Consider the following 25,912-nt stretch of genomic DNA (forward strand, 5'->3'; position numbering starts at 1 on the left):
GATATGATGAACCGCTTACTCATTATTAACATAATAATTGCCTGAAACATTTAGACGGATAATCATGAATGTCTCCACTGTCGATTCGGTCATTCACGCTGTTTCGTGAGGAACAGCCCGTGCGTGATGCGCTGGTGTTGTTCACTTTAACGCTACTGCTGCATTTCTTCGGCGCGATGCTGCGTCTGGTACAAGAATTGTCGTTCTTCTGGCCGCTTAACGCGGTGATGGCGGGGATTTTCGCGCGTTATATCTGGCTAAATCGCAGCTATTTTTACGCCATCTGTTTTGCCGCCATGCTGGTATATGACGGTTTAACTTCGCGTTGGGGGATGGGGCTCGCCTCCTTTCTGATCAATTTCTCCAATATCGTATTTATCGTTACCCTGGCGCAGCTCATTTTGTGGGATAAGCGGCGGGCGGATTCGATGCCGGGACCGATCAACGCGCTAAGCCTGTTTTGCTATTGCCTGCTGGCGGCGCTGCTGTGCGCGGCCGTTGGGGCGCTGGGTTCGGTAGATGTGGAACGCGCCACGTTTATTCCCCAACTGGCGGACTGGTTTAGCGAACAGTTTTCCACTGCCGTACTGATCCTGCCGTTCATTTTAACCCTCACGCTCCCTTCGGCGTTCGGGCGTTTTCGCCTGCGTCAGCTGTTACCGGCGATTGCGCTGGTGCTGTCAATTGTGCTCGGCGTGGCGGTGGGCGGGGCCGGGAGCATCACCTTCCCGCTACCGGCGCTGATCTGGTGCGCGATTCGCTACCCGCTGCCGCTGACCTGCCTGCTGACCTTTATTACCGGGATTAGCGAAATTCTGCTGGTGGCGAACTCGCTGATTCACCTCACGCCCGACACACGAATGCAGCCGTGGCAGCTGTTTTCGACGCGTCTGGGTATCGCGGCGATGCTGATCAGCCCGATTATCGTCGCTTCCAGCGTCGAGGCGATAAATAATCTTGTCAAACAGCTGGCCCTGCGCGCTGACTTTGACTTTCAGACCCGGGTCTATTCTCGCTCGGGGTTAAGCGAAGCGCTGAAACGTCAGCCGCTGTCGGAAGATAAGCGGTTAACGGTCATGGTGCTGGATATCGACGGCTTCAAGCAGGTCAACGATCGCTGGGGCCATGAGTGCGGCGACTGCGTGCTGGCCCAGTTTGCGCAGCAGGTAAGGCTACTGGTGGGCGAAGAGGGCATGGTGGCGCGCATTGGCGGGGAAGAGTTTGCCGTCGCGGCGCTGACCTCATCAGAACGGGACGGACAGGTGCTGGCGGAAAAAATTCGTCAGGGAATCGAATCGCAGACCTTCACCTGGGGGCAATACAAAATCCAGCTGACCGTCAGCATGGGGCTGGAGAGCCAACCGCTCGCTACCGCCAGGGTTACGGATCTGTTCAACCAGCTGCTGATGGAAGCCGATGATTCGATGATTCGGGCGAAACGTGCCGGGCGCAACCGGATTTTTACGCACGAAATGGCCTGAATAACCCCATAAGAAAACGCGATGATAATTTTGCTTGTGTTAAATATAAGTTAAAAACATAGTGATGTGGTCAATTTCAAGGAGTTACCTATGACCACATCTTTCACTCTGCGCACGCTGTCGCGTGACGATATTCTCGAACACCTTTCTGAATTAACCGATATCCTCGTCAGCTGCGTCAACGGCGGGGCCTCGGTGAGCTTTATGCTACCTTTCGCCCCGGAAACCGCGACGGCGTTCTGGCTGCGAATGGCGCAAAGCGTTGCCGCCGGGGAACGCGTTGTCCTCGCCGCGGCGGATGCAGAGCAGCGGCTCGTTGGTACGGTACAGCTGATTACCGACCAGCCGGAAAACCAACCGCACCGCGCCGATGTTGCCAAGCTCCTGGTTCACCAAAATGCGCGTCGTCAGGGGCTGGCGAATGCGCTGATGACCCGGCTGGAAGCGATCGCGCGCGAGCAGGGCAAAAGCGTTCTGGTGCTGGATACCGCAACCGGCAGTGGGGCAGAAAACTTTTACGTGCAGTGCGGCTGGGAAAAAGCCGGGGAAATCCCCCGCTATGCGCTGATGCCGGACGGCGAGCTGACGGCAACGTCGCTGTTCTATAAATTTCTGTCTTAAATTTGATATTGCATACAGCTTTGATCAAAACGGGGTTTCACTTAGCTAAAAACCTGATAACTTATTGGACCAATTACTCAGGTTGTATGACTACTCTATGAGGGAACCCTTGTGAAAACACTAAACCGTCGCGATTTCCCGGGCGCGCAGTACCCTGAACGTATCATTCAGTTTGGCGAAGGCAACTTCCTGCGCGCGTTTATCGACTGGCAGATCGATCTACTAAACGAGCATACCGACCTGAATGCCGGGGTGGTGATTGTGCGTCCGATTGAGAGTACGTTCCCGCCGTCGCTCAGCGTCCAGGACGGTCTCTACACCACGATAATTCGCGGCCTGAATGAGAAGGGTGAAGCGGTCAGCGATGCGCGCCTGATTCGCTCGGTCAACCGCGAAATTAGCGCCTATGCGGATTACGATGAACTGCTGCGTCTGGCGCATAACCCGGATATGCGCTTTGTGTTTTCCAATACCACCGAAGCGGGAATTAGCTACCATGCGGGCGACCGTTTTGACGATGCGCCCGCGGTAAGCTATCCGGCTAAACTGACCCGTCTGCTGTTTGAACGCTACAGCCATTTCTCCGGCGCGGCGGATAAAGGCTGGGTCATCGTTCCCTGCGAGCTGATTGACTATAATGGCGAAGCGCTGCGTGAACTGGTGCTGCGCTATGCGCAGGAGTGGGCGCTGCCGGAAGCCTTTGTGGCATGGCTGGATGAAGCCAACGCTTTTTGTTCTACGCTGGTAGACCGCATTGTGACCGGCTATCCGCGTGATGAAGCCGCGCAGATTGAAGAGCAGCTGGGATATAAAGACGCTTTCCTCGATACCGCCGAACACTTCTACCTGTTTGTCATTCAGGGGCCGAAATCTCTGGCCGCCGAGCTGCGACTCGATAAACTGCCGCTTAACGTCCTGATCGTGGACGATATTAAGCCGTACAAAGAGCGTAAAGTGGCCATTCTTAACGGCGCGCACACCGCGCTGGTGCCGGTCGCCTTCCAGGCAGGGCTGGATACCGTGGGCGATGCGATGAACGATGCGGAAATTTGCGCTTTCGTCGAGAAGGCGATTTACCAGGAGATCATTCCGGTTCTCGATCTGCCGCGCGATGAGCTGGAGTCTTTTGCCAGCGCGGTAACCGGTCGCTTCCGTAACCCCTATATCAAGCATCAGCTGCTGTCTATCGCGCTTAACGGGATGACTAAATACCGTACCCGTATTCTGCCGCAGCTGCTGGCGGGACAGAAGAAAGCGGGGAAACTCCCGGCGCGTCTGACCTTTGCGCTGGCGGCGCTGATCGCATTTTATCGCGCCGAGCGTCACGGCGAGAACTATCCGGTACAGGACGACGCCGAATGGATAGAGAGCTATCAGGCGCTGTGGGCCCAGCATCGGGATCGTCAAATCAGCACCCGCGAGCTGGTAAACGCGGTGCTTTGCGTTGAGTCCCACTGGGAGCAGGACCTGACGAAAGTTTCCGGCCTGGCCGAGCAGGTGGCGCAGGATCTGGATGCTATTTTGCGCGACGGTATGCGCGCCGCCGTTAAGCCGCTGTGCTGATATCCTGAAACGACCGGATTGCGGCCGGGTAAGGCGCCAGCCGCTACCCGGCAAGAATCCCGGCACCGTGCCGAACGCGATTGGTTATCGAACGCAACCCGGCCGCTGCCGGGTTATTTTTTCCCTTCATTAGTTACAACATCCTTTTTGCTTTTTTGACTGGCGCAGGTCTGTAAGAACGCGCCAATTTCGTCCAGCAGCGATCATCAGGGCAAATAAGAGAAAAAGATGAATTGTGTCCCTGACGCTTGATCAAATTATCCGGCAGGAAAATAATGCCTTATCCAAACGAGAGGTTAGACCAATGGTCATCGAAATTCGTGAAGTGGGCCAGCAGGATAAAGCGCAGTGGCTACGGCTATGGGAAGGCTATACCCGTTTCTACGGTAGCCCGCAGCCGCCGGACGTCACGGAATACACCTGGCAGCGCATGCTGGATCCCGCTTCTCCCATGTTGGGGCGCGTGGCCCTGGCGGATGGCAACGTCGCTGGATTTGCGATTTGTGTCCTTCACGAAGGCACCTGGGTAAAGATGCCTGTTTGCTATCTGGAAGATCTGTTCGTTGCCCCGCCGATGCGCGGAAAAGGCATCGCCAGGGCATTGATGCAGGCGCTGCAAGCGGAAGGGAAAGAGAAAGGGTGGTCGCGTCTGTACTGGCACACTCGTACTGATAATCCGGCCCGGCGTCTGTATGATGAATTTACGCCAGCCGATGACTATGTTCGTTACCGCGTGACGCTCTGAAAATCTGAGATTAAGAAGTTATTAAGATTTCCCCTGTAAAACAGGGGAAACGACTCAGGAGTAACAAAATGGAAAAACGCATAGAGACGGTTGTGAATCTCATCATGTTTCTTTCGCTGCTGGCCACCGCGTGGGATCTCTCCCTGGTCCATCACCTGTCCTGGTAAACCTGAACGTACGGCGCCAGAGCCTGGCGCCGCAACGTTAGTTCCTACTTTAACATCAATACGTTATGCCAACCACGCTAGCGGCGCGCGACGATAAACAGGCGCGGAAATAGCAGTAGCACCTTTCCGTTACACTGTAACGGATAGTGCTGTTTCAGACGTGCCAGATAGCGTTCGAGAAAAGCCTGGCGCTGCGGTTCATCAAGAGGCTGTAAAAACGGGCGTAGGCCCGTTGACTGCAGCCATTCAATAATGGCCTGGTGCGATGCCAGCGGGTGAAAGTAGGTGGTGCGCCAGATATCCACCTCGCAGCCGCAGGCGGTCAGCATATCGTAATACTCCGGCACATCCGGCAGCGGCGGCCGCCCGCTGGCTGGATATCCCAGCTCTTCCGCGACCTCACGCATCAGCGCGTGCGAGGGTTCCTGCCAGTTAACCGGCATTTGCACCGCCAGTACGCCGTTTTCCGCAAGATTGCTGACCAGATGGGGAAAAAGCCGCTGATGATCCGTTAGCCATTGCAGCGAAGCATTGGCGTAAATAACGTCCGCCGGGCGCTCGGGGCGAAACCCGGCGATATCTCCTTCGACAAAGCGGCAGTCCGGGAGCCGCTGAGCGGCTTCTTCCAGCATGGCCGGTGAATTATCGACGCCAATAATTGTTGCTTCTGGCCAGGCATGCCGTAGCAGAGCGGTACTGTTGCCTGGCCCGCAGCCCAAATCAACGGCCAGCGCTACGGGATGGTGGGCGATGCGGGCGAGAAGCTCGGCGGCGGGCCGCGTGCGCTCCGCGCCGAATTGCAAATACAATGAAGGATTCCAGTCAGCCATAGCACGCTCCGGTTAAGAGAAACTCGTTCATCAGCATAGACGGCAATGCTTAACTGGCAAATAAACAACAGCTATATGCAAACGAAATGTGACGGTGTCACTTAACTTATGCCGGGTTCGTCACGGTAGACCCGGCGGAGGTTGGCTAGAGTAGGCGTCGCAAAAAAGGGGGGATGGTCATTAAATGGCGTTAATCATTAAGGTGTTACTTGAAAACCGGCTCGGCGAGGGGCAGGACAGCCTGCTGCAGGCGAAACCCGGATTAAGCCTGCTTGTGGAAGATGAAACCAGCCGGGTGCTGTTTGATACCGGGCCAGACGGCAGTTTTCTTCATAATGCGCAGCGGATGGGCGTCTCTTTATCTGACTTGACCGCCACGGTGCTCTCCCACGGTCATTACGACCACTGCGGCGGCGTGCCATGGCTGCCGGATAACAGCCGTATCATTTGCCATCCGCTGATCGCGCAACAGCGCTACTCGGCGTTATCCCTTGCTGGACGTCGCTGGAAAGTCAAAAAACTGTCGCGAGAAATTGACTACTCCCGCCACCGCATGGAGTACAGCCGCGAACCGCTGGCGATCGGCGAACGACTGTTGTGGTCCGGCGAGATTGCGGTCGCGCGTCCGCGAGCCTATGGCGTCCTCGCGGGTCAATCGCCGGGGGAAGATTACCTTGCCGACGAAGGCGTGCTGATCTACCGCTCGACGCGGGGGTTAGTCATTATTTGCGGCTGCGGGCATCGCGGATTGATCGATACGATTCGCCACTGTCAGAAGATCACCGGCGTCCAGCAGATACGCGCCATCATCGGCGGCCTTCACCTGCGCAGCGCGCCGCCGTGGGTGATACGTCGGCTAAAGCAGTTCTTGCGCCAGCAGAAGGTCGAGGAGGTGATGGCCTGCCACTGCACCGGTTCATGGGGGCGCTGGTGGCTTGCCGCGGATAGCGCCCCGGCCACCGGCGATACGTTGGTGCTGGAATAACAATCGCATTCACTTTTGCTAATTACATATAAATAACATTTTTGCTATTTATTAAATACATTAACCGTCGGCTATACACCTTCCCCCAGGGGGAAGGTCAAATACTGATATCCCTTTTTGGTGTAAATATTTATAGAGAAACTTCATTCTATTTAACGTGGGTTTTTCTCTTTGAAATATCATTTAATTCTGCCGATGAGTGTGATTTAATTCAGCGGTCTTCTTATTGCGAATATCTCTATGATTGCGTCACTGCAGGCATTATTAAAACAAGCAACCCGGCGTCGGCTTCGTATCCGCGCGGGGCTTGTTATTGCCTGTTGGCTACTGCTCAACCTTCAGCTGACCGTCGCGGCGCACCACGGCGGCCAACAGCAGCCGGTGGCGCCGCAGGCGCAGATTCACCATATTGTCGATGGCGTGATGAGCATGCCCGGCATGGAAAGCGTCGGTCAGAAAGCCATCTGCGAGAAGCACTGCGACCCCGATACCGCGCAGCCAAACTCATTAACCTCTTTACAGCTGAACGCGCTTCCCTCCGAAACCGCGCTATTAGTGGTTTCCCCGCAGCAGGAGACCTGCGCTGAACGTATGGACTGGCGGACGCCGCCGGTCACCGGTCCGCCGGCTGAAATACGCTTCTGCCGTTTCAGGGAATAAAACGCCGTTAAAAACATCCATCAGATCTGCCCGGTCTGCGGGCGACTTTATGTTTTTTTCGGAGACTTTATTATGCGTTCGACCTCTATTTTTCTGCTTATTACCAGCGTTCTGACCTTTTCCCTCACTTCATTTTCCGCCAGCGCGGAAGACGGCGCGATGCATCACCATAATATGTCCGCGATGGCGGAGATGCCGGGGATGAATAAGCCGGATGATTCCGCCCCCCTTTATTCAACGAACGGGGTCATTAAAGCCTGGCGCGACAATGCCGTGGTGATTGCCCACGCTCCGGTTGCCGAGCTGAACTGGCCAGCGATGACCATGAGCTTTGCGCTCGGCGATAACCACGATAAAAAGCTGGCGGTGGGACAAAAGGTTGATTTCACCTTCCGTCAGACGGACTCCGGCTACGCGCTCGTTTCGATGACCGCGCACTAATTCCGGAGTCATTATGTCCATCTTAAATAAGGCGGCCCGCGGGCTGCCGCTTTTACTGTCGCTGATTTCCGCCAACGGCTGGGCGACGACGCTGGCTGAGGCCCTGTCGGCGGCGGAAAGCTACTCCGCCGAGCTCTCCGCCAACGATCATCAGGTGAATGCGTTAAAAAACAGGGCGGATTCCGCCATGCAGCTTCCCGATCCGAAGCTGAAGTTCGGCATTGAAAACGTTCCGCTGGGCGGCAACAACGCCAGCCGACTGACCCGCGAGGGGATGACCATGCAAAGGGTCGGCGTGATGCAGGACTACGTCAGCAGCACCAAGCGCGAACGAAAGGCCGACTCGATAACCGCCGAAGCGCGCCAGGCCGCCGCCAATGCCGATGTGATCCGCGCCCGGCTGCAGCGGGAAACCGCGCAGGCGTGGCTGGCGCTGGCGGTGGCGCAGAAATCACTGCGTTCAGTACAGGCGTTGATCAGCGAAACCTCCCGGCAAATCAACGTACAAAAGGCCGGCGTAAGCAGCGCCAGCGCCAGTCCCGGCAGCGTGCTCGACGTTCAGCTGGCGCTGAATGCCATGAAAAATGAGCAAGATAACGCCCGCCGCGATGTGCAGATTGCCCGGGCGCGCCTGTTGCAGCTTACCGGCAAAGAGGTCCGCGATATCTCCGGCCCGCTGCCGCGCATTGAACGCCTACCGGCCGATGAAGCCGCGTTAATGGCGGGGATTAAGCTACATCCTGAGGTGATTCAGGCCGCGCGCGAGGCCGATTTGGCGAAAGCGAAATCAGGTCAGTCGGAAGTCGCGGCGATCCCTGACGTTGGCGTCGAGGTCTATTACGCCCGGCGCGGGGACGATTACGACGATATGGTGGGCGTCATGTTTACCGTCGATATGCCTATTTTTCAGGGCAAACGCCAGGACAAAGAGCACGCCGCCGACGTCTCCCGTACCTATGAAGCCAACGATCGGCTGACGTTATTGATGCGCGAGCATCAGGCCCAGCAGTATCAGCTGATCTCGCAATATAACGCCGCGAAAGCCATTTACGATCGTCAGCATAGCGAGGTGCTGCCGCTGCTGCGCAAGAAGGTGAGCCTCGTCAATGCCCAGTATCGGGGCGGCAGCTCGGCGCTGGCGGAGCTGCTCGCCGCCCGTCGCGATCTGCTGAGCGGAGAAATTGCCAGCAACGACGCGGAGAAAGCGCTCGCTGATGCGTGGGCCGCCATTCGCTACCTTATTCCTCAGGATGTTAAATAATGAAGCCAAAATCTGTTATTACCCTTGTGGCGCTGGCCATCGCCCTGGCCGCCGCGGGCGGATACTGGCTCGGTTCGCGAAACGCGCCGACGCTTTCCGCGGACGGGGCTCAGACCGAAATGGGCCGCAAAGTGTTGTACTGGTACGATCCGATGGCCCCCGGCACTCGCTTCGATAAACCGGGAAAGTCACCGTTTATGGATATGGATCTGGTGCCGCGCTACGCCGACGAAGGGGCGGGAGAGGAGGCCGGGAGCGTGCAGATTAGCGCCCGCCAGCAGCAAAACCTCGGCGTACGCACGGCTGATGTTGCCCGGCGGACGCTGGCGCAGAAGCTCAGCGCTTTCGGCACCGTCGCGATTGACGAGCGCAGCGTTGAAACGGTTCCGGCGCTGGCCAGCGGCCTGATCGAGAAACTTTACGTCAACGCCTCCCAGCAGTTTGTGAAAAAGAACGAGGCGCTGGCCGAGCTGTGGATCCCGCAGTGGGCGGCGGCGCAGCAGGAGTATCTGGCGGTGAGGCTGCTGGGCGATAGCGGTTTAACCGCCGCCGCGCGCGGCCGTTTGCAGCTGCAGTTTATGCCGGAAGCGATCATCCGCAGCGTTGAGCGCAGCGGTAAACCGCAAACCCGCATAACGGTACGCGCGCCGCACGATGGCTACGTCAGCAAGCTTGACGTGCGCACCGGCGCGCAGGTCACGGCAACCCAGCCGCTGTTCGAGCTGGCCAGCCTCGACCCGGTCTGGATCGTGATTGATTATCCGCAAAGCCAGGCCAGCCTGCTGCGCGTAGGTAGTCAGGTAACGGCCGCCACCAGCAGCTGGCCCGGCACAACGTTTCAGGGAACCGTCAGCGAGCTGCTTCCCGACCTCGAAGCGACCACCCGTACTCTGAAAGCCCGCGTAGTGCTCAATAATCCGCAGCATCAGCTCAAACCGGGCATGTATTTGAACGTTGAGCTGGCTGAGGCGCAGCAGGGGCGCGAGGTGCTGACTATCCCGGAAGAGGCATTAATTGCAACAGGCACCAGCAACCGGGTGCTGATCGCCGACGGCGAGGGGTATTTCCGTCCGGTCGAGGTGACCGCGGGACGAACGCAGGATGGTCTGGTTGAGGTAACTTCCGGCCTTGAAGAGGGGCAAAAGGTGGTCACCTCAGGTCAGTTCCTGATTGACTCCGAAGCCAGCCTGCGCAGCGCGCTGCCGCAAATGGCCGGGCAGAATGAAGAGATACAAAGCTACTCGGCGCAGGGCGTCATCAAGGCGGTGAGCGATGAGGCGGTAACGATCGCGCACCAGCCGGTCCCGGCGCTGAAGTGGCCGGCGATGATCATGGACTTTGCCATTACGCCGCCGCTGCGGGAGCAGGTGCGTCCCGGCGAGTCGGTGATGTTTCATTTCGTGCTGACCGATGAAGGGGCGCGGGTGACCTCAGTGATGCCGATGAGCGGCGCTAAGGAGCAGCCATGATTGCCGCCGTTATCCGCTGGTCGTTGCGCAACCGCCTGCTGGTACTGCTGGCGACGCTGATTATGGCCGCCTGGGGCGTCTGGTCGATACAGCAGGCGCCGCTGGACGCGCTGCCGGATCTTTCCGATACCCAGGTGATCATTCGCGTCAACTATCCGGGCAAAGCGCCGCAAATTGTCGAAGATCAGGTGACCTATCCGCTGACCACTACCATGCTGTCGGTGCCGGGGGCGAAAACCGTGCGCGGTTTTTCCATGTTCGGCGATGCTTACGTTTACGTACTGTTTGAGGACGGTACCGACCCGTACTGGGCGCGCTCCCGCGTGCTGGAGTACCTGAGCCAAATCCAGAGCAGCCTGCCGCCGGAAACCAAAGCGTCGCTGGGGCCGGATGCCACCGGCGTCGGCTGGGTATTTGAATATGTGCTCACCGACAAAAGCGGCCAGCATAGCCTCGGCGACCTGCGGGCGATTCAGGACTGGATCCTTAAATATGAACTGAAAACCGTACCGGATGTTTCGGAGGTGGCCAGCGTCGGCGGGATGGTGAAAGAGTATCAGGTGGTTCTTAACCCAGACCGGCTGCGGGCGCTGAACGTCACTCACCAGCAGGTGATTAGCGCGATCCAGAGCGCCAACCAGGAAGGCGGTGGCTCGGTACTGGAACTGGGTGAAGCGGAATATATGGTACGCACCACCGGCTACCTGAAATCCATCGACGATTTTAACCAGGTCGTTATCGCCGCGCGCGGCGGCGTGCCGGTGCTGCTCTCCGACGTCGCCAGCGTGCGCCGGGGTCCGGCGATTCGGCGCGGCGTCGCCGAGCTCAACGGCGAAGGCGAGGTGGCGGGCGGCATTATCATCATGCGTTCGGGCAAAAACGCGCTGACCACCATTGACGCGGTGAAGGCCAAACTGGCGGAAGTGCAAAAAAGCCTGCCCGCAGGGGTAGAGATTGTCCCGGTGTACGACCGCTCGCAGCTGATTAAAAACTCGGTCGAAACCCTGACCCATAAGCTTATCGAAGAGTTTATCGTCGTGGCGGTGGTCTGCTCGCTGTTTCTGTTCCACTTCCGCAGCGCGCTGGTGGCGATGATCACGCTACCGCTGGGGATCCTCGGCGCGTTTATCGTGATGCACTATCAGGGCGTCAGCGCCAATATGATGTCGCTCGGGGGGATTGCGATCGCTATCGGGGCCATGGTCGATGCGGCAATCGTGATGATTGAAAATATGCATAAGGTGCTGGAGCAGTGGCGGCACGAGCATCCCGAACGCCAGCCGTCTTCCGCCGACTACTGGCAGATTGCCCAGCACGCGGCGTCGGAAGTGGGGCCTGCGCTGTTTTGCAGCCTGCTGATTATCACCCTGTCGTTTATTCCGGTGTTCACCCTCGAGGCGCAGGAGGGCAAGATGTTCTCGCCGCTGGCCTTCACCAAAACCTGGTCGATGGCGGTGGCCGCCGGGTTGGGGATAACTCTGGTGCCGGTGCTGATGGGCTACTTTATTCGCGGCAAAATCCCTGATGAAACCGCCAATCCGCTCAACCGCTGGCTGATCCGCGCCTATGAACCGCTGCTGGATAAAGTTCTGCAGTGGCCGAAGGCGACGCTGGCGGCGGCGGGGCTGCTGCTGGTCGCCACGCTGTGGCCGCTGGCGCAGCTCGGCAGCGAATTCCTGCCGCAGATTGACGAGGGCGACCTGCTGTACATGCCCTCCACGCTGCCGGGGATCTCCAGCCGCGAAGCCGGACGTCTGCTGCAGCAAACCGACCGCCTGATCAAGACCATCCCTGAAGTGCAAAGCGTATTCGGTAAGGCCGGACGGGCGGATAGCGCCACCGACCCGGCGCCGCTGACCATGCTGGAAACCACCATTCAGTTCAAGCCGAAAAGCGAATGGCGGCCCGGCATGACCATGGATAAGCTCATTAGCGAGCTGGACAATACGGTGAAGGTGCCGGGCATCGCCAACGTCTGGGTGCCGCCGATTCGTAACCGCCTGGATATGCTGGCGACCGGTATTAAAAGCCCGGTCGGCATCAAAGTGAACGGCAACAATCTGGCGGAGATCGAAAAAACCGCCGAGGAGATTGAGCGTATCGTACGTAACGTACCGGGGGTGACCTCGGCGCTGGCGGAGCGTCTCGACGGCGGTCGCTATATCGATATCACTATCGACCGGGTGAAAGCCGCCCGCTACGGCGTGTCGGTGAAGGAGCTGCAGTCGATCGTCGCCAGCGTGGTCGGCGGCGATAACATCGGTGAAACCATCGAGGGGCGAGAACGTTACCCGATCAGCGTCCGCTATCCGCGCGAAATGCGCGACTCGCTGCAAAAGCTGCGCGATCTGCCGGTGGTGACCAGCGGCGGGGCGCAGGTGGCGCTTTCCGAACTGGCGGATATCGCCATCACCGACGGCCCGCCGATGCTGAAAAGCGAAAACGCCCGACTATCGGACTGGATCTACGTTGATATTCGCGGACGTGACCTGAAATCCGCCGTGGACCAGATGCAGCGTGAGGTCAGCGAACAGGTCAAGCTGCCGGAAGGCATCTCGCTGACCTGGTCCGGGCAGTATGAGTATCTGGAGCGCGCGACGGCAAAGCTAAAAATCGTGCTGCCGTTTACCCTGATGATTATCTTTATTCTGCTTTACGTCACCTTCGGTCAGGTCAAAGACGCGCTGCTGATTATGGGTACCTTACCGTTTTCGCTGGTAGGCGGCGTCTGGCTGCTTTGGCTGCTGGGCTATAATCTGTCGGTGGCGGCCGCCGTGGGCTTTATCGCGCTGGCCGGCGTGGCGGCGGAGTTCGGGGTGATTATGGTGCTCTATTTAAACCAGGCGATCGCCAAACGCCGCGGATGGCTTGATGACCAGACGCTCAACGAGGCGATTCATGAAGGGGCGGTGCTGCGCGTGCGCCCGAAAGTGATGACCGTGGCGACGATTATGGCCGGGCTGCTGCCGATTATGTGGGGAGGCGGCACCGGATCGGAGGTGATGCAGCGTATCGCCGCGCCGATGATCGGCGGGATGATCACCGCGCCGCTGCTGTCGATGCTGGTGATCCCGGCAGTCTATCACCTGACGCACCGTAACAAACGCTAAAGTACAACGCCCGGGCCAGGCGGCTCGGGCGTGAATCAGTCGGCGTTCTTAAGATCTTCCGCGCGTTTGGCGGTTGCGTAAACAAAGTCCAGCATCGGCTCAAGGTCGGTATCGTAGCCGGCCTGAATGATTTTACCGCGCAGCCATTCGATCTCGCTGGTGATATCCGGGTGGAATATATTGTTGTCCTGCGCTTTGCGCAGCCATTTGAGCAGGAAATTATTTTTCCCGCGAACTCCGCCCGATTTCTTTGATTTTGCGTGCATTTTCAGCGCCACCAGAATGCAGTAATAGAAATGAACGCGCTGATTAAAACTTTGGTGCATGTCTTTATTTCCCGCCAGAATCAGGTTGCGGACGGGCATGGACCTTAAGCATGCGGTCTCTGATATTCACCCGTACCACCTACGCGCCGCTTGCCGGGCGCCGAGGCGATGGTGGCACGGAAGCCGAATTACAGTCAAATATTGATTAGTTTTATAGCAATATTTATTTGCGTCGATCGCCGCCTGACGGTCAGATTTATGCCCCGATGTGCAGCCGTAGTGAACACAGAAGGCTGGGCAAGTCGCGCGCGGCAGAGTATAAAATTTGTTAACGCATCATGGACAACGACGGGAGAGGGTATGGAATACGATTTAGACGGAATGGATGTACTTTTTGTCGCCGGCTTTGGGCCAATAACGCAGTCGGCCGCAGCCAGCCGTGACTTCTATGTCGCCGCGCTGGGGCTACCGCTCAAACCGATGCCCGGTAACGAAGCCTATCTGCTGACCGAACATGATGCCCTCGGCGGGGTAAAACATTTTGCCCTCTGGCCGCTGGCGCAGGCGGCGCGCTCCTGTTTTGACGCCGATAGCTGGCCAGACTATCTGCCGGTGCCTCAGGCGTGGATCGAGTTTGAAGTACGCGATATCGATTCGGCAACCGACGCGCTGAAGGCCAGAGGCTATCGGCTGCTGGTGGACAACCGCATTGAGCCGTGGGGGCAAACCGTCACGCGTCTGCTTAGCCCGGAAGGGCTGCTGGCGGGGATCACCGTGACGCCGTGGCTGCGCGAGGGCAAAGCATGATGGCGGCGGAATTGATGACTGAAAGACTCCTGCTGATCCCCTTAACCGCAGACGATGCGCCGCAAATTCAGGTTCTCTTTCCACAGTGGGAAATCGTGCGTTATCTTGCCGCCGGTTTTCCATGGCCGTTCCCGGAGGATGGCGCGTCGCGCTATGTCAATAATGTGGCTTTACCTGCCGCAGCTAACGGCACCGCCTGGTTTTGGACCATTCGCCTTAAAACGGCGCCGGAGAGGGTAATTGGCCTGATTACGCTCTCTGATGAAGTGGATAACAACCGCGGGTTTTGGCTGGATCCGCGCTGGCACCGCCAGGGATTGATGACCGAAGCCTGCCACCGGGTGACCGATTTTTGGTTTAACACGCTTAACCGGGAGGTGCTGCGCGCGCCGAAAGCCTGCGGCAATAGCGGGTCGAAAAAGATTTCGCACCGTAGCGGTATGCGGCTGATTCGTGTTGAGAAAAAGCAGTTCATCTGCGGTCTGCTGGACGCCGAACTGTGGGAAATAACCAAAGCGGAATGGAATGCATTGGCTGCCCAAGCTCCCGCGTCACATAGGGTGACAGGATGCTGATTTATAACGTATTCGGGCGTCATATTGGCGTCCAGCGTCAGGGCGAACGCTGGCAGCTTTTCCGCGTCGATCTTAACGAGGGGAAATTTTCGCCGCTGGCCGGGGTTATCATCCCGGACGATCTTACGGAGGCGGAAATTCCCGGCTGGCTGGGGGATATTTTTCACGAAGCGGCAAGCCCGCGCCATCCTGACGTCCGTCTTGTGGTTTAGGACTTAGGTCGCTACAAAGTGCGTCTTTTTTATAAATACCTTCTTTAACGAGTTAGATTTGTGTCGAAATTATTCCGGCAAGATATCCGACTCGTTGTTTTAGGATAGTTGAGGAGAGTGATTCAGGAAATTCGATGGTAAATGTTGAAAACAAAGCATCATTATATTCTGCAATATCAAACTCAAGCTTACAGACACATTATTAATGCTTCTTGTATAACATCCCCCGTTTTGAAAGAGCGGATGAATATCCCTGGGAAACATTTTTGTCAAACATTAACATAATGCTGCACCCCTTTAAAAGCGCCTTTTTCTAGTTCCGGGGCATAGACTCAATACACTTCAAGTTGCATGTTCGGGCAACAGTGCAGCCCAAACCTTAAGGGTATAAAGCAACACGCGCAACATGCGACGCCTGGTATGGCGAGTATTGGGTTTTCTGGCATAGATTATTGATATTACAACTTTATTTAGGATATGCATGGAAGTGAGTAATCAGTTTTGTAATGCCCTTAAAGAAATTAAAACTCAATAAAATTTTATTCAATCTTTCATATGCTATTGATTTTTATTGATTTATTATCTTGTTGTTATTTTAATTGATTTCGTTTTTGCAATTACTTTGGCTGGTGGTATAGTTATTACAGACCACAGAAGGTAAAGGGATTATGCTCATCATGCGACCAAAAGAAGTTCCAGCACCGACAGCCAGTACGATGTACAGAGATGAAAGTAGAGGTTTGCTTTCCCGTAAAGTCGTTATTGTTCTGGGTTTGCTTAGCGCCGTTGCTGCATTATCCACTGATATGTACTTGCCTTTATTTCCAGCTATCGCCAGTGATTTGCATACGACGCCTGACAAAGTTCAGCTTAGTATCACCGCTTTTATGGTGGGTTTAGGAATTGGGCAGTTATTCATTGGCCCATTGTCCGATCATTACGGCAGACGTAAATTATTGCTAGGCGGGATGACTCTATTAACCATCGCTTCATTAGCTGGCGCTATATCTACGAACATTCAGCTGCTTATTGTTACGCGATTCTTTCAGGGATTGGGAGGCGCGGCTGGTATCGTTCTTTCCCGGGCAATTATTTCCGATCTGTGCCCGGGGACTAAAGCCGCTCGATATTTTAATCTGGTGTTAGCGATACAGGGGATTGCTCCTGTTATTGCACCATTACTTGGCGGCGTGGCTGCATGGTTTATCTGGCCGGTGGTTTTTGTTTTTATGGCTGCAATATCATTAGTCTCCACCTTGCTCAGCAGTCATTTTATTAGCGAAACCTTACCCCGCCATCAGCGATTACCTTTCAACCTCAACGAGTTTATCAGTCAGTTTATCGAGCTGCTTAGCCATAAGAAATATATTGGTTATACTTTAATTTTTGCAATCCAGTTCGGGGCGCTATTTGCTTATATATCAGCATCGCCGTTTATCTATCAATCGGCGTTTGATTTATCCTCAGGGGAATTCGCTGTAATATTCTCTATCAACGCCGCAGTGATGATGTTTGGTAGTATTGTCAGCGCTCGCTATGTTACGAAATTTGGCGAAGATAACCTCATAATAGTGGGGGTAATAAGCACGCTGGTGATATCTATATTACTTTGCATTGTTAACTATATTTCTCATTTCCAGTTTGAGATTGCGGCGGTACTACTGTTAATAATGATGTTTACTATGGCTTTGACATTTGGTAATGCCGCGAGTATGGCCATGGCGGCATCTTCACATTTAAAAGGAACGGGTTCTGCTATTTTAGGGGTTTTTCAGTTTGGTATCGCTGCGATAACCCCATTACTGCTTGGATTTGGCGACCCGTTGTCATTACTGCCGATGTCGCTGATTATAGCGGGATGCTGTTTAATAGCCATCATGGCATTATTATTGACAGGTAAAAAAGGATAGTGTGATGAATACACATGACGCTATAAAAATTATTGGCGCAAGACAAAATAATCTGCAGGATATTGATTTAGAGGTGCCTAAAAATAAAATAACAGTTTTCACCGGTGTTTCCGGGTCGGGAAAAAGTTCTTTGGTATTCGGAACTATCTCGGCAGAATCTCAGCGTCAGCTAAATGACACGTTTCCTCCTTTTATTCGACACCGTTTACCGCATTATGGTAATCCTGAAGTTGATGACATTGAAAACCTGTCGGTGGCCATTATTATTGACCAAAAACGTATTGGTGGCAACGCACGTTCAACGGTGGGCACCGCATCAGATATTTATACCCTGCTACGGCTACTCTTTTCTCGTGTCGGCGAACCTTTCGTAGGTTATTCGAATGTTTTTTCATTCAATCATCCTGCGGGGATGTGTGCGACATGCGACGGGTTGGGGATTGCCAGTACTATTGATATCGACCAACTGATTGATTCAAATCTGTCATTAAATGCAGGTGCTATTCGTTATCCTTCTTTTGCACCGGGTTCATGGCGCTGGAAACGTTATGTTTATTCAGGGCTTTTTGATGCTGATAAAAAAATCGCGGATTATTCAAAAGAGGAACGAGAGATATTACTTTATGCAGATAATCTCACTCCTGAAGCACCGTTAGCCGGTTGGCCTAAGAGTGCAAAGTTTGAAGGCGTCATTACACGCTTTACGCGAAGTTATTTGAAACAAGAAACTAAAGATACTAAAACTGAGGAATTTCAGCGAGTCGTTAGTTTGCAGGTTTGCCCTTCTTGTCAGGGCATGAGGCTCAACGAGAAAATACTTTCCTGCAGGATTAGAGGGAAAAATATTGGCGAATGCGCAACGCTGCCTGTCACAGAGTTAAAGCTGTTTGTAGAAAAGCTCGATTATCCTGAAGTCAGACCGCTGCTCGAAGCATTGCTGGAAAGGTTAGATGCAATGTGTGCAGTAGGCTTGGGATATCTGGATTTGAACCGGACGACCCCTAGCTTATCGGGCGGTGAATCCCAGCGATTAAAAATGGTCCGACATCTGGGAAGTAGTCTGACCGGGATCGTTTATATCATTGATGAACCCAGTACCGGGCTTCATCCAGCAGATATTGTGAAACTGAATGTTTTAATTGGCAAACTACGTGACAAAGGCAATACCATTCTGATGGTGGAGCACGATCCCGACATGATAGCGATAGCCGAGCATGTTATTGATTTAGGGCCGGGAGCGGGTAAGCAAGGCGGGAATATTGTCTTTGAGGGCGACCTGTCGGCACTTAAGCAGTCCCAAACCTTGACGGGAAGATATTTCTCTTCACGGGCAGAGATAAATAACAGACCGAGATGTGCCAAAGGTTATATTTCGGTAAGAAACGCCACATTGCATAATCTACATAACTTATCGGTAGACGTGCCTTTGAGCGTTATGGTCGCTGTGACGGGGGTCGCTGGGTCGGGCAAAAGTTCATTCGTCATGGGAGCCCTGGCGCCACAATGTCCGGACGCGATCGTTATCGATCAAAAACCGATACATACTTCGATTCGATCGCATATTGCTTCCTGGTGCGGTGCATTTGATACGATCCGTTTACTGTTTGCCGAAAAAAACCATGTATCAGCGTCGTGGTTCAGCGCCAATGCCAAAGGCGCCTGTCCGGAATGTCATGGGCTAGGAGTAATACAAACCGATCTGGCATTTATGGATACGGTTACGTTGCCCTGTGAGGCCTGCCAGGGGCAGCGCTATAGCCCACAGGCGCTAAAATATCGTTATCAGGGGAAAAATATTGCGGAGGTATTATCCCTGTCGATTAACGATGCTGGCGATTTTTTCCTGAATGAGCCACAGCTCAGGCCAATTTTTCGTAGTCTGGTCGAAGTCGGGTTGGGATATTTGCGCTTGGGGGAATCGTTAAATCATCTTTCAGGCGGTGAATGCCAGCGGCTGAAGTTAGCCTCACAATTAAATCATGATAGTGACATGTATATTTTCGATGAGCCAACCACCGGACTTCATCCCAGTGATGTTGCCTCGCTGCTGAAACTCTTTAACCGACTGGTAGATCGCGGAAACACCGTCATTATTATTGAACATAATATGGAGTTGATCGCTCAGGCTGACTGGATTATTGATATTGGACCCTATGCCGGGCAAGAAGGGGGAAAATTACTGTTTAGCGGTACACCTGAATCGATGCTGGCCTGTCGCCATTCTTTAACCGCGGAGTGGTTGCGCAAACATTGCCAGGTGGAGTGAGAAAGGGTGGTCGGGACAGCCAGAAGAGACTGGCAATAATGTGATGCATACCCATTATTATACGGATGTATTGTCCCGATAATCTTATTAGTCTACAGGCCAGTGGTAATCGCGATCCAGCCAGCCATCCAGGTCATAATCCATCATACATTGTTCGGCAAAACCTTTATATTCTTGTACCTGCCCCGACATCTGTGCGGCGAGCAACAGTTCGATACGAACATTTTCATGACTGCCGGTATAATTTCGTTCATAGAGTTCGTGTCTGCTGGCGAATTCTGTTCCTACCGAGTCCCAAATTAGCTTCATGAGCTTGACCCGTTCCACGGCATCCATTCCGTTGGAACCGCGCATATATTTTTTCAGATAAGGCTCCAGTTCCGGCGCGGCAAAATCTTTGGCATGCGAATTGATATAAATAAGCGCGCTGCCAAGATCTTGCTCAATAATTTCTCTGATCCGTGGATAGCCGAGACTCATAAACCAACGGTAGGCTAAACCATAATCCAGATTAGGCAGGAGGGCGCCGTTGTGCCAGGGATTCGGCGATTTAGCCATTGCATCGCTTATGGCCCAGAAGAGGTTGCGCCAGGCCAGCATTTCCCCAACGCGGGTCTGTATACCGCGGAAATCGGCTACGCCGGTGGCCTCCACGCCTTTAATGAATAAACCACAGATAAAATCGATTTTTACCGCCAGACGCGTCACACCGTGGAACGTAGAGCGGTGCAGGAAGCCTGAACTGGGTAAAAACGTGGCCGCTTTAGCGGTATCGCCATAAATAAAAATGTTTTCCCAGGGAATTTTCACCTTATCCAGAATGAAGATCATGTCATTCTCGTCGTAGCGTGAGGAGAGTGGATAGTCAAAAGGACTGCCGATCTTTTCGGCGGCTAAGGAGTAAGAGGGGCGGCAAACCAGCTTCAGCCCTGGGGCATTCATGGGTAATGTGCATACCAGGGCAAATTCTCTTTTTTTGACAGGTAAACCGTAATGCGCGATGAAATTGTAATGCGTCAAGGCAGAGCCGGTAGCAACCACCTTGGCACCGCTAACAATCACGCCATCATCACACTCTTTTTCGACATGAATGCAGATATCTTCAATCTGGTCGGGCGGGAGATTGCGGTCGATAGGCGGGTTAATGATGGCATGATTCCAGTAAAGTAGCTCCTCTTGCGAGCGTTTGTACCAGTGTCTGGCGTTATCCGCATATTCGCCGTAGGCCTCGGGATTGGCGCCGAGAGTCGTAAGAAACGACGCTTTAAAATCAGGGCTTCTTCCCAACCAGCCGTAGCTAAGCTTTGCCCACTGGGCGATTGCGTCGCGATCGCGTATCAGGTCGTCAACAGAATGCGGAACGCGGAAGAACGGATGGGTGACACCACCGCTACCGGTATCACACGGCGTGGTTAAAATAGCCTGATACTTTTCGTCATGGAGCGCGTCGTATAATTTAGCTATCGACAGTGCTGAATTGCGAAACGCTGGATGTGTAATAACATTGTCGACCTTTTCACCATAAGCCCATATTTCTCGTCCATCATTCAGACCCGCCAAAAAGTCATTACCGGTAGGTAACGATACTGATTTATTTCCCATGTCAGCTCTCTCCGAATATCGGTTTTCAACGCTTCCTTTTAAACGGCGTCTTGTTGACTAAGAGTTACCGTTGTTGTTAAGGCGTTCTGTATCAGCCATTGATAAATAGAAAATGCGTCTTGCGTCAGGAATGACTCGTTATGAAATTGTATGGAGGCAACGTTACCTGACGATAATGCAACAATTTCACCGGAAGGGAGTCGCTCCAGCTGGACTGTTTTGTCATGCTCCGGGCTGTACCAGCATGGCCGCTGATGTAGCGCGGAGAAACTGTTATAGAAGCCAACGGTATGAGATTTTCCCTGAATGGATATCTGATGTTGGCTACCCTGACGGTTATTGATCAGCCGCTCGATCGGAATGCCTAATTCGGCGCAAATTAACTGATGTCCCAGACAAGTCCCGATTAGCGGACGCTGCTCCCGCAGCCGTTGCGCAATAATTTTTCGGCCCACGCGTATTTTTTCGAGTTGTATATTGGTTGGATCGCCAGGCCCGGGCCCAATGAATACGATGTCGCGATCGGTGAGCTGCGTTAGCTTGCTCAGGCAGTCATACCAGGGAATGAGGGTAACGGCGCAACCTGCGCTGCGTAACTGATAGGCAATCATGGCGGTGAAGTTGTCCTCCATGTCGATCAGTGTGATGGTATGACGAGAGAGTAAAGCGCACGGGCCCAATTGCGAGTTATCCAGCCAAAAGGCGGAGGCGCATGCATTCCGTTTTGCGAGTATCTGGTCAGCCCGATGGCGAAGTTCTGCAGACAATCCTGTTCGGTTTGGCGTCCCGGCGCTTGTGTCAGAGAAGAACGAATGCATTAGCCCTTGTAATTTGGCGCGTGTTTCTCCGGCTTCATTTTGCGCGATGGAACTTCTGACGATGGTTGAACCCGCCGTAAGCCGAAAATGTCCCTGAGCGGTAATATCGGCCGTGCGGATCATTATGGCCGAGTCCAGATAACGTTTACCTTCTTGCGCACCCGTTATAGCAACGATGCCGCTGTAATAGCCGCGTCCGCGGCGTTCTCGCCGGGCGATAACTTTACAGGCGCTTTCTATTGGGCTGCCGGTCACTGTTGGCGCAAAGAGCGATTGCCTGATGATCTCTTTCAGACTGCGATCTGAGCTGCCATGGATAAAATATTCGGTATGCGCGATGTGCGACATAGCTTTGAGCTTCGGCCCGGTTACCTGAATATCATGCTGACAGATGCTACTCATCATTTTGAGTTCTTCATCCACCACCATAAATAGTTCGTCGCGCTCTTTTTTATCCTGCAGAAAATCATCCAGCACGTGCGCCATATTCCCGGAGTCGGGGTATTTTAACGTGCCGCTGATAGGATTCATCGCCACGTTCTGCTCATCAACCTGGATATGCTGTTCAGGCGAACTACCTATGAAATAGCGGCTGCCGGTGAAGATCATCCATGTCCAGTAAGACCCGCATTCAGATTGCAGTAACCGTTTGTACAGCGTCAACGCGTGGCGGATGCTGAAGTCGGTTATATCGCCTTCCAGGCTGCGTGAAATCACAAAGTTGCTCCCTTCTCCGGAGCTGATTTCCTGATCAATGACGGTATCAACAATGTCGCCATACGTTTGATCATCAAGATCGAAGTGCAGGTTTCGCGGCTTGATATCATAGTCATTAATGGCTGCGATAAACGAATCTATAGGGTAATAATCTTGCCGCTCAATGTGCATGACGATCGTCTGTTCACCATCGTCAATGCAGGCATAACCTTTTTCTTTCAGCTGATTAAATGGTAATAAAATCAATTTGTTAAATGAGTTTTTTCCCTTCCCGTCCAGGGGAGGATCCAGCGCTAATTCTGAAAGGGATTGGTTTAGCTCAATATCCCCTTCAAGAAATAATACTGCCTTGATAGGTTCGCATTGGGGGCGGTAAATACAGGCAAAGGGTCTATCAAGATTGGCCAGATGAGCCGAAAGCTCGTCGGGCTTTGCTGTGCCTTTAGATAACATCATCATCTCCTGGAGTGCCGTGAGGATCTTTAATGTTCCAAAGCGTCGATAGCTTGTCGGGTTGACAGCACGACTGAGCTGGTTTCCGCAGCTATCTCAAGCGCCAGACGATGCTTTTCTTCAGAGAAATCGGCTAGCGCATCGGCAATAAAAAATGTCTCGATATCATTGGAATAGGCCTCTTGCGCTGTGCATAAACAACCGATATGGGCGTAAACGCCGCAGACGATCAGCTGATCGCATTTGAGTTCGTGCAACGTACTCAGAAGGGGGGAGTTAAAGAAGGCGCTGTATCGCCACTTCGTTAATACCCACTCATTTTCCAGAGGCGTCAACGGCGGAACAATCTGTTTATGTTCCTGGCTGCCGTTCATGCCTGAACCCCATAGACTGTGCAGTAAGCCGCGCTGTTGTGGCGTCATGTCGCCGGGTTGGGCAGTATAAAATACGGGTACATGCAGACGTCGGGCGACGCTAAGCAAGCGGTAAATGTTGTCGATAACCTGCGCTATCGGCGGGGCGTCAGCAGTGTAAAAATCGAGAAAATAACGCTGCATATCATGTATGAGTAGCGCCGCTCTTGAACTGTTGGGTCGCCAGTCTGCCATTGATTTGGGTAATTGACGTTCTGTCGGCAACGGATAGGGCTGTATCTTTTCCATGTTATTCTCCTTGTACGCTTAGCAGCTGCCGAGTGCGGCGCCACCGTCGACCAATAACGTTGAAAGCGTGGTTTGCCCTGATTCTTCGCACAGGTAAAAGCAGACCGCGGCAGCAATTTCTTCCGCCGTGGCGACTTTGTTGAGTGGGATACCGATGCGAAATTGTTGTGGATTACCGTTAAGCGTGTTTTGCCTGTCACTTTCGCTATGCCACATGCCGCGCAGCATCGGCGTATCGGTTGAGCCGGGAGCGACAACATTACAACGGATCCCGTACGGAGCGACCTCCAGCCCCAGAGCATAGGTAAATGCCTGGGCAGCGGCTTTTGAGGCGCAGTAGGCGGCCATCGTCGCCCGCGGCACGCGCGCTGCGTTTGAGGCGATAGTTACGATGCTGCCTTTACGCTGAGCCATCATCAGATTGGCTGCATGGCGGCTGGTGTTAAATACGCCAGTCGCGTTGACGGCAAATGTTTTCGTCCAATCTTGCGGCTGTGTTTCGGCCACGCTGGCGTGGCACAGTACGCCGGCGCCGTTGACCAGATAACCCACCGGACCCAGTTGGCGACCGATTGCGGTAAAGGCTTCTGCTACGCTGCGGTCGTCGGCAACGTCCACATTAAAGCCTGCAATGGGCTGCGGATGGTTATTTTGTAGTGTGGCTACAAGGGTTGCCAGCTGAGAGGCGTTATTATCAAGAAGCGCTAGTGAAACCCCTTCTTTCGCCAGCGCGTGGGCAACGGATTCGCCAATGCCACCGCAGGCGCCGGTAATAACGGCAATGTAGTCTTTATCAAAGGTCATTTTGTCTCTCTTTCCAGTGAGTTAATAACATCTGCGTTTGCGCGACGTTCAGGCGCGGGTCGCAGAGAATTTGCTTAAGTTCATGTTCTTCAGGGTGATTATTTTCACAGAAGCATTCGATGACCGGGTTCGGCGTCGCTTCCAGATGGAGTCCAGCGGCGCAGGCGTTATGTGATTTCACCTGCCTCAGGAAACCGGAGATTTCAGCCATCATGTCGCTAAGCTCGCGGCGTTTATTGCCCGCCTGCGTTTTCCCGGTATTCCCATGCATTGGATCGCACATCCATAACACCGGCGTTTCGGTTGCCTGTGCGGCCTGAATCAACGCGCCCAACCGATGAATATGTGAACGGCCAAAACGCGAAATAAAAGTCAGACGTCCAGGAATACGCTGAGGATTGAGTTGTCGGCAAAGTGTCGCGATGAACGACGGCGTTACGGTGGCGTCAATCTTGCAGGCAACAGGGTTGGCGATATTCGCCAGCATGGCGATATGTGGGCTGTCAGGCGCAAGAGTACGAATGCCGATCCAGGGCCAATGAGTGCTGGCTAAATAGGATTCTCCATGGGGATTAGTGCGGATTTGAGTGGTTTCATAGTCCAGCAACAGCGCTTCATGGCTGGTCCAGATGGGATGAACATCGCGAGGATATTCCCGTTCGTAACGTTTAATTTCGGCCAGCGTTTCCGCTGCAGCATGGTAGCTCAGCAGCATCCGTTGCGGATCGTTACGCCTGGCTTCTGGAGTCGCTTCGGGCCTGTTGACGGAATCACCGCGCCACACGGGAAGTACCCTGTCGCCATCGACTTCGTTGTGTTGTGAGCGTGGTTTAGCATATTGACCGGCAATTCTACCGACCGTCAATATCGGCAGTCCCATCAGGGTTGAGAGTTCGCGGGACATTTGCTCCAGGAAGGTCAATTTTTTCCGTACATGTAACGCGCCAGATTCGCAAATTCTTTCAGCGCAGTCGCCAGCCTGAAATATCATTGCTTTCCCTGCATAAACGGCGGCTAATGCTTTATTGAATTCGCTTATTTCTTCAAAACTTAATAACTCTGGAAGAGTGTCTAATTCACTTATGACCAGGGCAAGCATGTCCTTATCGCTCCAGAACGGCTGTTGCCAGTTGGACTTATTGCCAGGAAATGATGTCATTTCTAATCTCTCACTCGAAATTTAACAGGTTTTCCATTTGTTTTTTAACAAAAAAGCGATGAGAAAGTACTATTCCTTGTCTGTTTACCGGACATGAAAGACGATACGTTTTGCACAAAGATTGCACGCCAATGAGTTCCTTATGTCAATCAAAAAAGTTGATTTTTATTGTTGTTTTTTTAATTATTTGAATTTATTGATTATTATTTTTGGTTGTTTTTGGATTTTTCTATATGATTTTTTTTTGGAAATCAAATTGACTGGGGGTCAGGTTCGAAGATAGACTATTGAAAACAACGCTTGGTTATGCTTGTGTTGCTTATATGTT

General features: G+C 53.6%; 22 protein-coding genes. 15 read left to right on the top strand and 7 right to left on the bottom strand.

What is annotated here, in order from left to right; genetic code table 11:
* The first annotated feature begins 68 nt into the window (after positions 1 to 68).
* The 4 genes from GUC22_RS12340 to GUC22_RS12355 all read left to right on the top strand — a co-directional run bounded on the left by GUC22_RS12340 (position 69) and on the right by GUC22_RS12355 (position 4,410).
* The gene (locus GUC22_RS12340) at positions 69 to 1,481 is read left to right on the top strand and encodes a GGDEF domain-containing protein (protein WP_024358070.1); all 1,413 of its coding nucleotides are present in this window, start codon (positions 69 to 71) and stop codon (positions 1,479 to 1,481) included.
* A gap of 90 nt (positions 1,482 to 1,571) precedes the next feature.
* Complete coding sequence (locus GUC22_RS12345) at positions 1,572 to 2,102, top strand: GNAT family N-acetyltransferase (protein WP_004135516.1); 531 nt, start codon at positions 1,572 to 1,574, stop codon at positions 2,100 to 2,102.
* A 111-nt stretch (positions 2,103 to 2,213) separates the two neighbouring features.
* Positions 2,214 to 3,665 carry a tagaturonate reductase gene (locus tag GUC22_RS12350; protein WP_024358071.1) on the top strand — a complete coding sequence of 484 codons (1,452 nt, stop codon included), beginning with the start codon at positions 2,214 to 2,216 and terminating at the stop codon, positions 3,663 to 3,665.
* Positions 3,666 to 3,969: 304 nt separating this feature from the next.
* Positions 3,970 to 4,410, top strand: a complete 441-nt coding sequence (locus GUC22_RS12355; protein ID WP_024358072.1) for a GNAT family N-acetyltransferase — start codon at positions 3,970 to 3,972, stop codon at positions 4,408 to 4,410.
* Positions 4,411 to 4,654: 244 nt separating this feature from the next.
* On the opposite strand, the gene tam is transcribed toward GUC22_RS12355, so the two are convergent.
* Positions 4,655 to 5,407, bottom strand: coding sequence for a trans-aconitate 2-methyltransferase (tam, locus tag GUC22_RS12365; protein ID WP_004135522.1), 753 nt, complete (start codon positions 5,405 to 5,407; stop codon positions 4,655 to 4,657).
* A 184-nt stretch (positions 5,408 to 5,591) separates the two neighbouring features.
* On the opposite strand from tam, the gene GUC22_RS12370 reads away from it, so the two are divergent.
* The 6 genes from GUC22_RS12370 to GUC22_RS12395 all read left to right on the top strand — a co-directional run bounded on the left by GUC22_RS12370 (position 5,592) and on the right by GUC22_RS12395 (position 13,333).
* Positions 5,592 to 6,392, top strand: a complete 801-nt coding sequence (locus GUC22_RS12370; protein WP_049089030.1) for an MBL fold metallo-hydrolase — start codon at positions 5,592 to 5,594, stop codon at positions 6,390 to 6,392.
* Between the two features lie 240 nt (positions 6,393 to 6,632).
* Positions 6,633 to 7,052, top strand: coding sequence for a hypothetical protein (locus GUC22_RS12375; protein WP_004135527.1), 420 nt, complete (start codon positions 6,633 to 6,635; stop codon positions 7,050 to 7,052).
* Positions 7,053 to 7,124: 72 nt separating this feature from the next.
* Complete coding sequence (locus GUC22_RS12380; protein WP_004135529.1) at positions 7,125 to 7,493, top strand: copper-binding protein; 369 nt, start codon at positions 7,125 to 7,127, stop codon at positions 7,491 to 7,493.
* A 13-nt stretch (positions 7,494 to 7,506) separates the two neighbouring features.
* Entirely contained in the window at positions 7,507 to 8,754 is a 1,248-nt protein-coding gene (locus GUC22_RS12385) for a TolC family protein (protein ID WP_160183534.1), read from the top strand.
* Entirely contained in the window at positions 8,754 to 10,223 is a 1,470-nt protein-coding gene (locus tag GUC22_RS12390) for an efflux RND transporter periplasmic adaptor subunit (RefSeq protein WP_160183535.1), read from the top strand. Before GUC22_RS12385 ends, GUC22_RS12390 begins: the two co-directional genes overlap by 1 nt.
* Positions 10,220 to 13,333, top strand: coding sequence for an efflux RND transporter permease subunit (locus tag GUC22_RS12395; protein WP_160183536.1), 3,114 nt, complete (start codon positions 10,220 to 10,222; stop codon positions 13,331 to 13,333). The genes GUC22_RS12390 and GUC22_RS12395 overlap by 4 nt, the downstream gene beginning before the upstream one ends.
* A 35-nt stretch (positions 13,334 to 13,368) precedes the next feature.
* On the opposite strand, the gene GUC22_RS12400 is transcribed toward GUC22_RS12395, so the two are convergent.
* On the bottom strand, positions 13,369 to 13,659 hold the full coding sequence (locus GUC22_RS12400; protein WP_004119983.1) for a hypothetical protein: 291 nt from the start codon (positions 13,657 to 13,659) through the stop codon (positions 13,369 to 13,371).
* A gap of 300 nt (positions 13,660 to 13,959) precedes the next feature.
* On the opposite strand from GUC22_RS12400, the gene GUC22_RS12405 reads away from it, so the two are divergent.
* From GUC22_RS12405 to GUC22_RS12425, 5 genes are all read left to right on the top strand, one after another.
* Complete coding sequence (locus GUC22_RS12405) at positions 13,960 to 14,406, top strand: VOC family protein (RefSeq protein WP_004135534.1); 447 nt, start codon at positions 13,960 to 13,962, stop codon at positions 14,404 to 14,406.
* On the top strand, positions 14,403 to 14,981 hold the full coding sequence (locus GUC22_RS12410) for a GNAT family N-acetyltransferase (RefSeq protein ID WP_201746410.1): 579 nt from the start codon (positions 14,403 to 14,405) through the stop codon (positions 14,979 to 14,981). The genes GUC22_RS12405 and GUC22_RS12410 overlap by 4 nt, the downstream gene beginning before the upstream one ends.
* The gene (locus GUC22_RS12415) at positions 14,975 to 15,193 is read left to right on the top strand and encodes a hypothetical protein (protein WP_004135538.1); all 219 of its coding nucleotides are present in this window, start codon (positions 14,975 to 14,977) and stop codon (positions 15,191 to 15,193) included. Before GUC22_RS12410 ends, GUC22_RS12415 begins: the two co-directional genes overlap by 7 nt.
* A gap of 668 nt (positions 15,194 to 15,861) precedes the next feature.
* Positions 15,862 to 17,103: a multidrug effflux MFS transporter gene (locus GUC22_RS12420; protein WP_004135540.1), complete on the top strand. Its 1,242-nt coding sequence runs from the start codon at positions 15,862 to 15,864 to the stop codon at positions 17,101 to 17,103.
* 4 nt (positions 17,104 to 17,107) lie between these two features.
* On the top strand, positions 17,108 to 19,369 hold the full coding sequence (locus tag GUC22_RS12425; RefSeq protein WP_160183537.1) for an ATP-binding cassette domain-containing protein: 2,262 nt from the start codon (positions 17,108 to 17,110) through the stop codon (positions 19,367 to 19,369).
* Positions 19,370 to 19,456: 87 nt separating this feature from the next.
* Here the strand turns inward: GUC22_RS12425 and GUC22_RS12430 are convergent, their stop codons facing one another.
* The 5 genes from GUC22_RS12430 to GUC22_RS12450 are packed head-to-tail and all read right to left on the bottom strand — an operon-like array spanning position 19,457 to position 25,584.
* A complete protein-coding gene (locus tag GUC22_RS12430; RefSeq protein ID WP_154975815.1) occupies positions 19,457 to 20,971 on the bottom strand; it encodes a 4-hydroxyphenylacetate 3-hydroxylase family protein in 1,515 nt (504 codons plus the stop codon).
* Between the two features lie 38 nt (positions 20,972 to 21,009).
* Complete coding sequence (locus tag GUC22_RS12435; RefSeq protein ID WP_224232389.1) at positions 21,010 to 22,965, bottom strand: anthranilate synthase family protein; 1,956 nt, start codon at positions 22,963 to 22,965, stop codon at positions 21,010 to 21,012.
* A 23-nt stretch (positions 22,966 to 22,988) separates the two neighbouring features.
* Positions 22,989 to 23,621 carry an isochorismatase family protein gene (locus GUC22_RS12440; RefSeq protein WP_004135549.1) on the bottom strand — a complete coding sequence of 211 codons (633 nt, stop codon included), beginning with the start codon at positions 23,619 to 23,621 and terminating at the stop codon, positions 22,989 to 22,991.
* A gap of 18 nt (positions 23,622 to 23,639) precedes the next feature.
* Positions 23,640 to 24,425 carry a 2,3-dihydro-2,3-dihydroxybenzoate dehydrogenase gene (locus GUC22_RS12445; RefSeq protein ID WP_004135551.1) on the bottom strand — a complete coding sequence of 262 codons (786 nt, stop codon included), beginning with the start codon at positions 24,423 to 24,425 and terminating at the stop codon, positions 23,640 to 23,642.
* Complete coding sequence (locus GUC22_RS12450; RefSeq protein ID WP_102649771.1) at positions 24,415 to 25,584, bottom strand: 3-deoxy-7-phosphoheptulonate synthase; 1,170 nt, start codon at positions 25,582 to 25,584, stop codon at positions 24,415 to 24,417. The genes GUC22_RS12445 and GUC22_RS12450 overlap by 11 nt, the downstream gene beginning before the upstream one ends.
* Between the last annotated feature and the right edge of the window lie 328 nt (positions 25,585 to 25,912).

It is taken from the genome of Klebsiella sp. MPUS7, assembly GCF_009905335.1.
In the GTDB taxonomy this organism is placed as follows: Bacteria; Pseudomonadota; Gammaproteobacteria; order Enterobacterales; family Enterobacteriaceae; genus Klebsiella; species Klebsiella grimontii.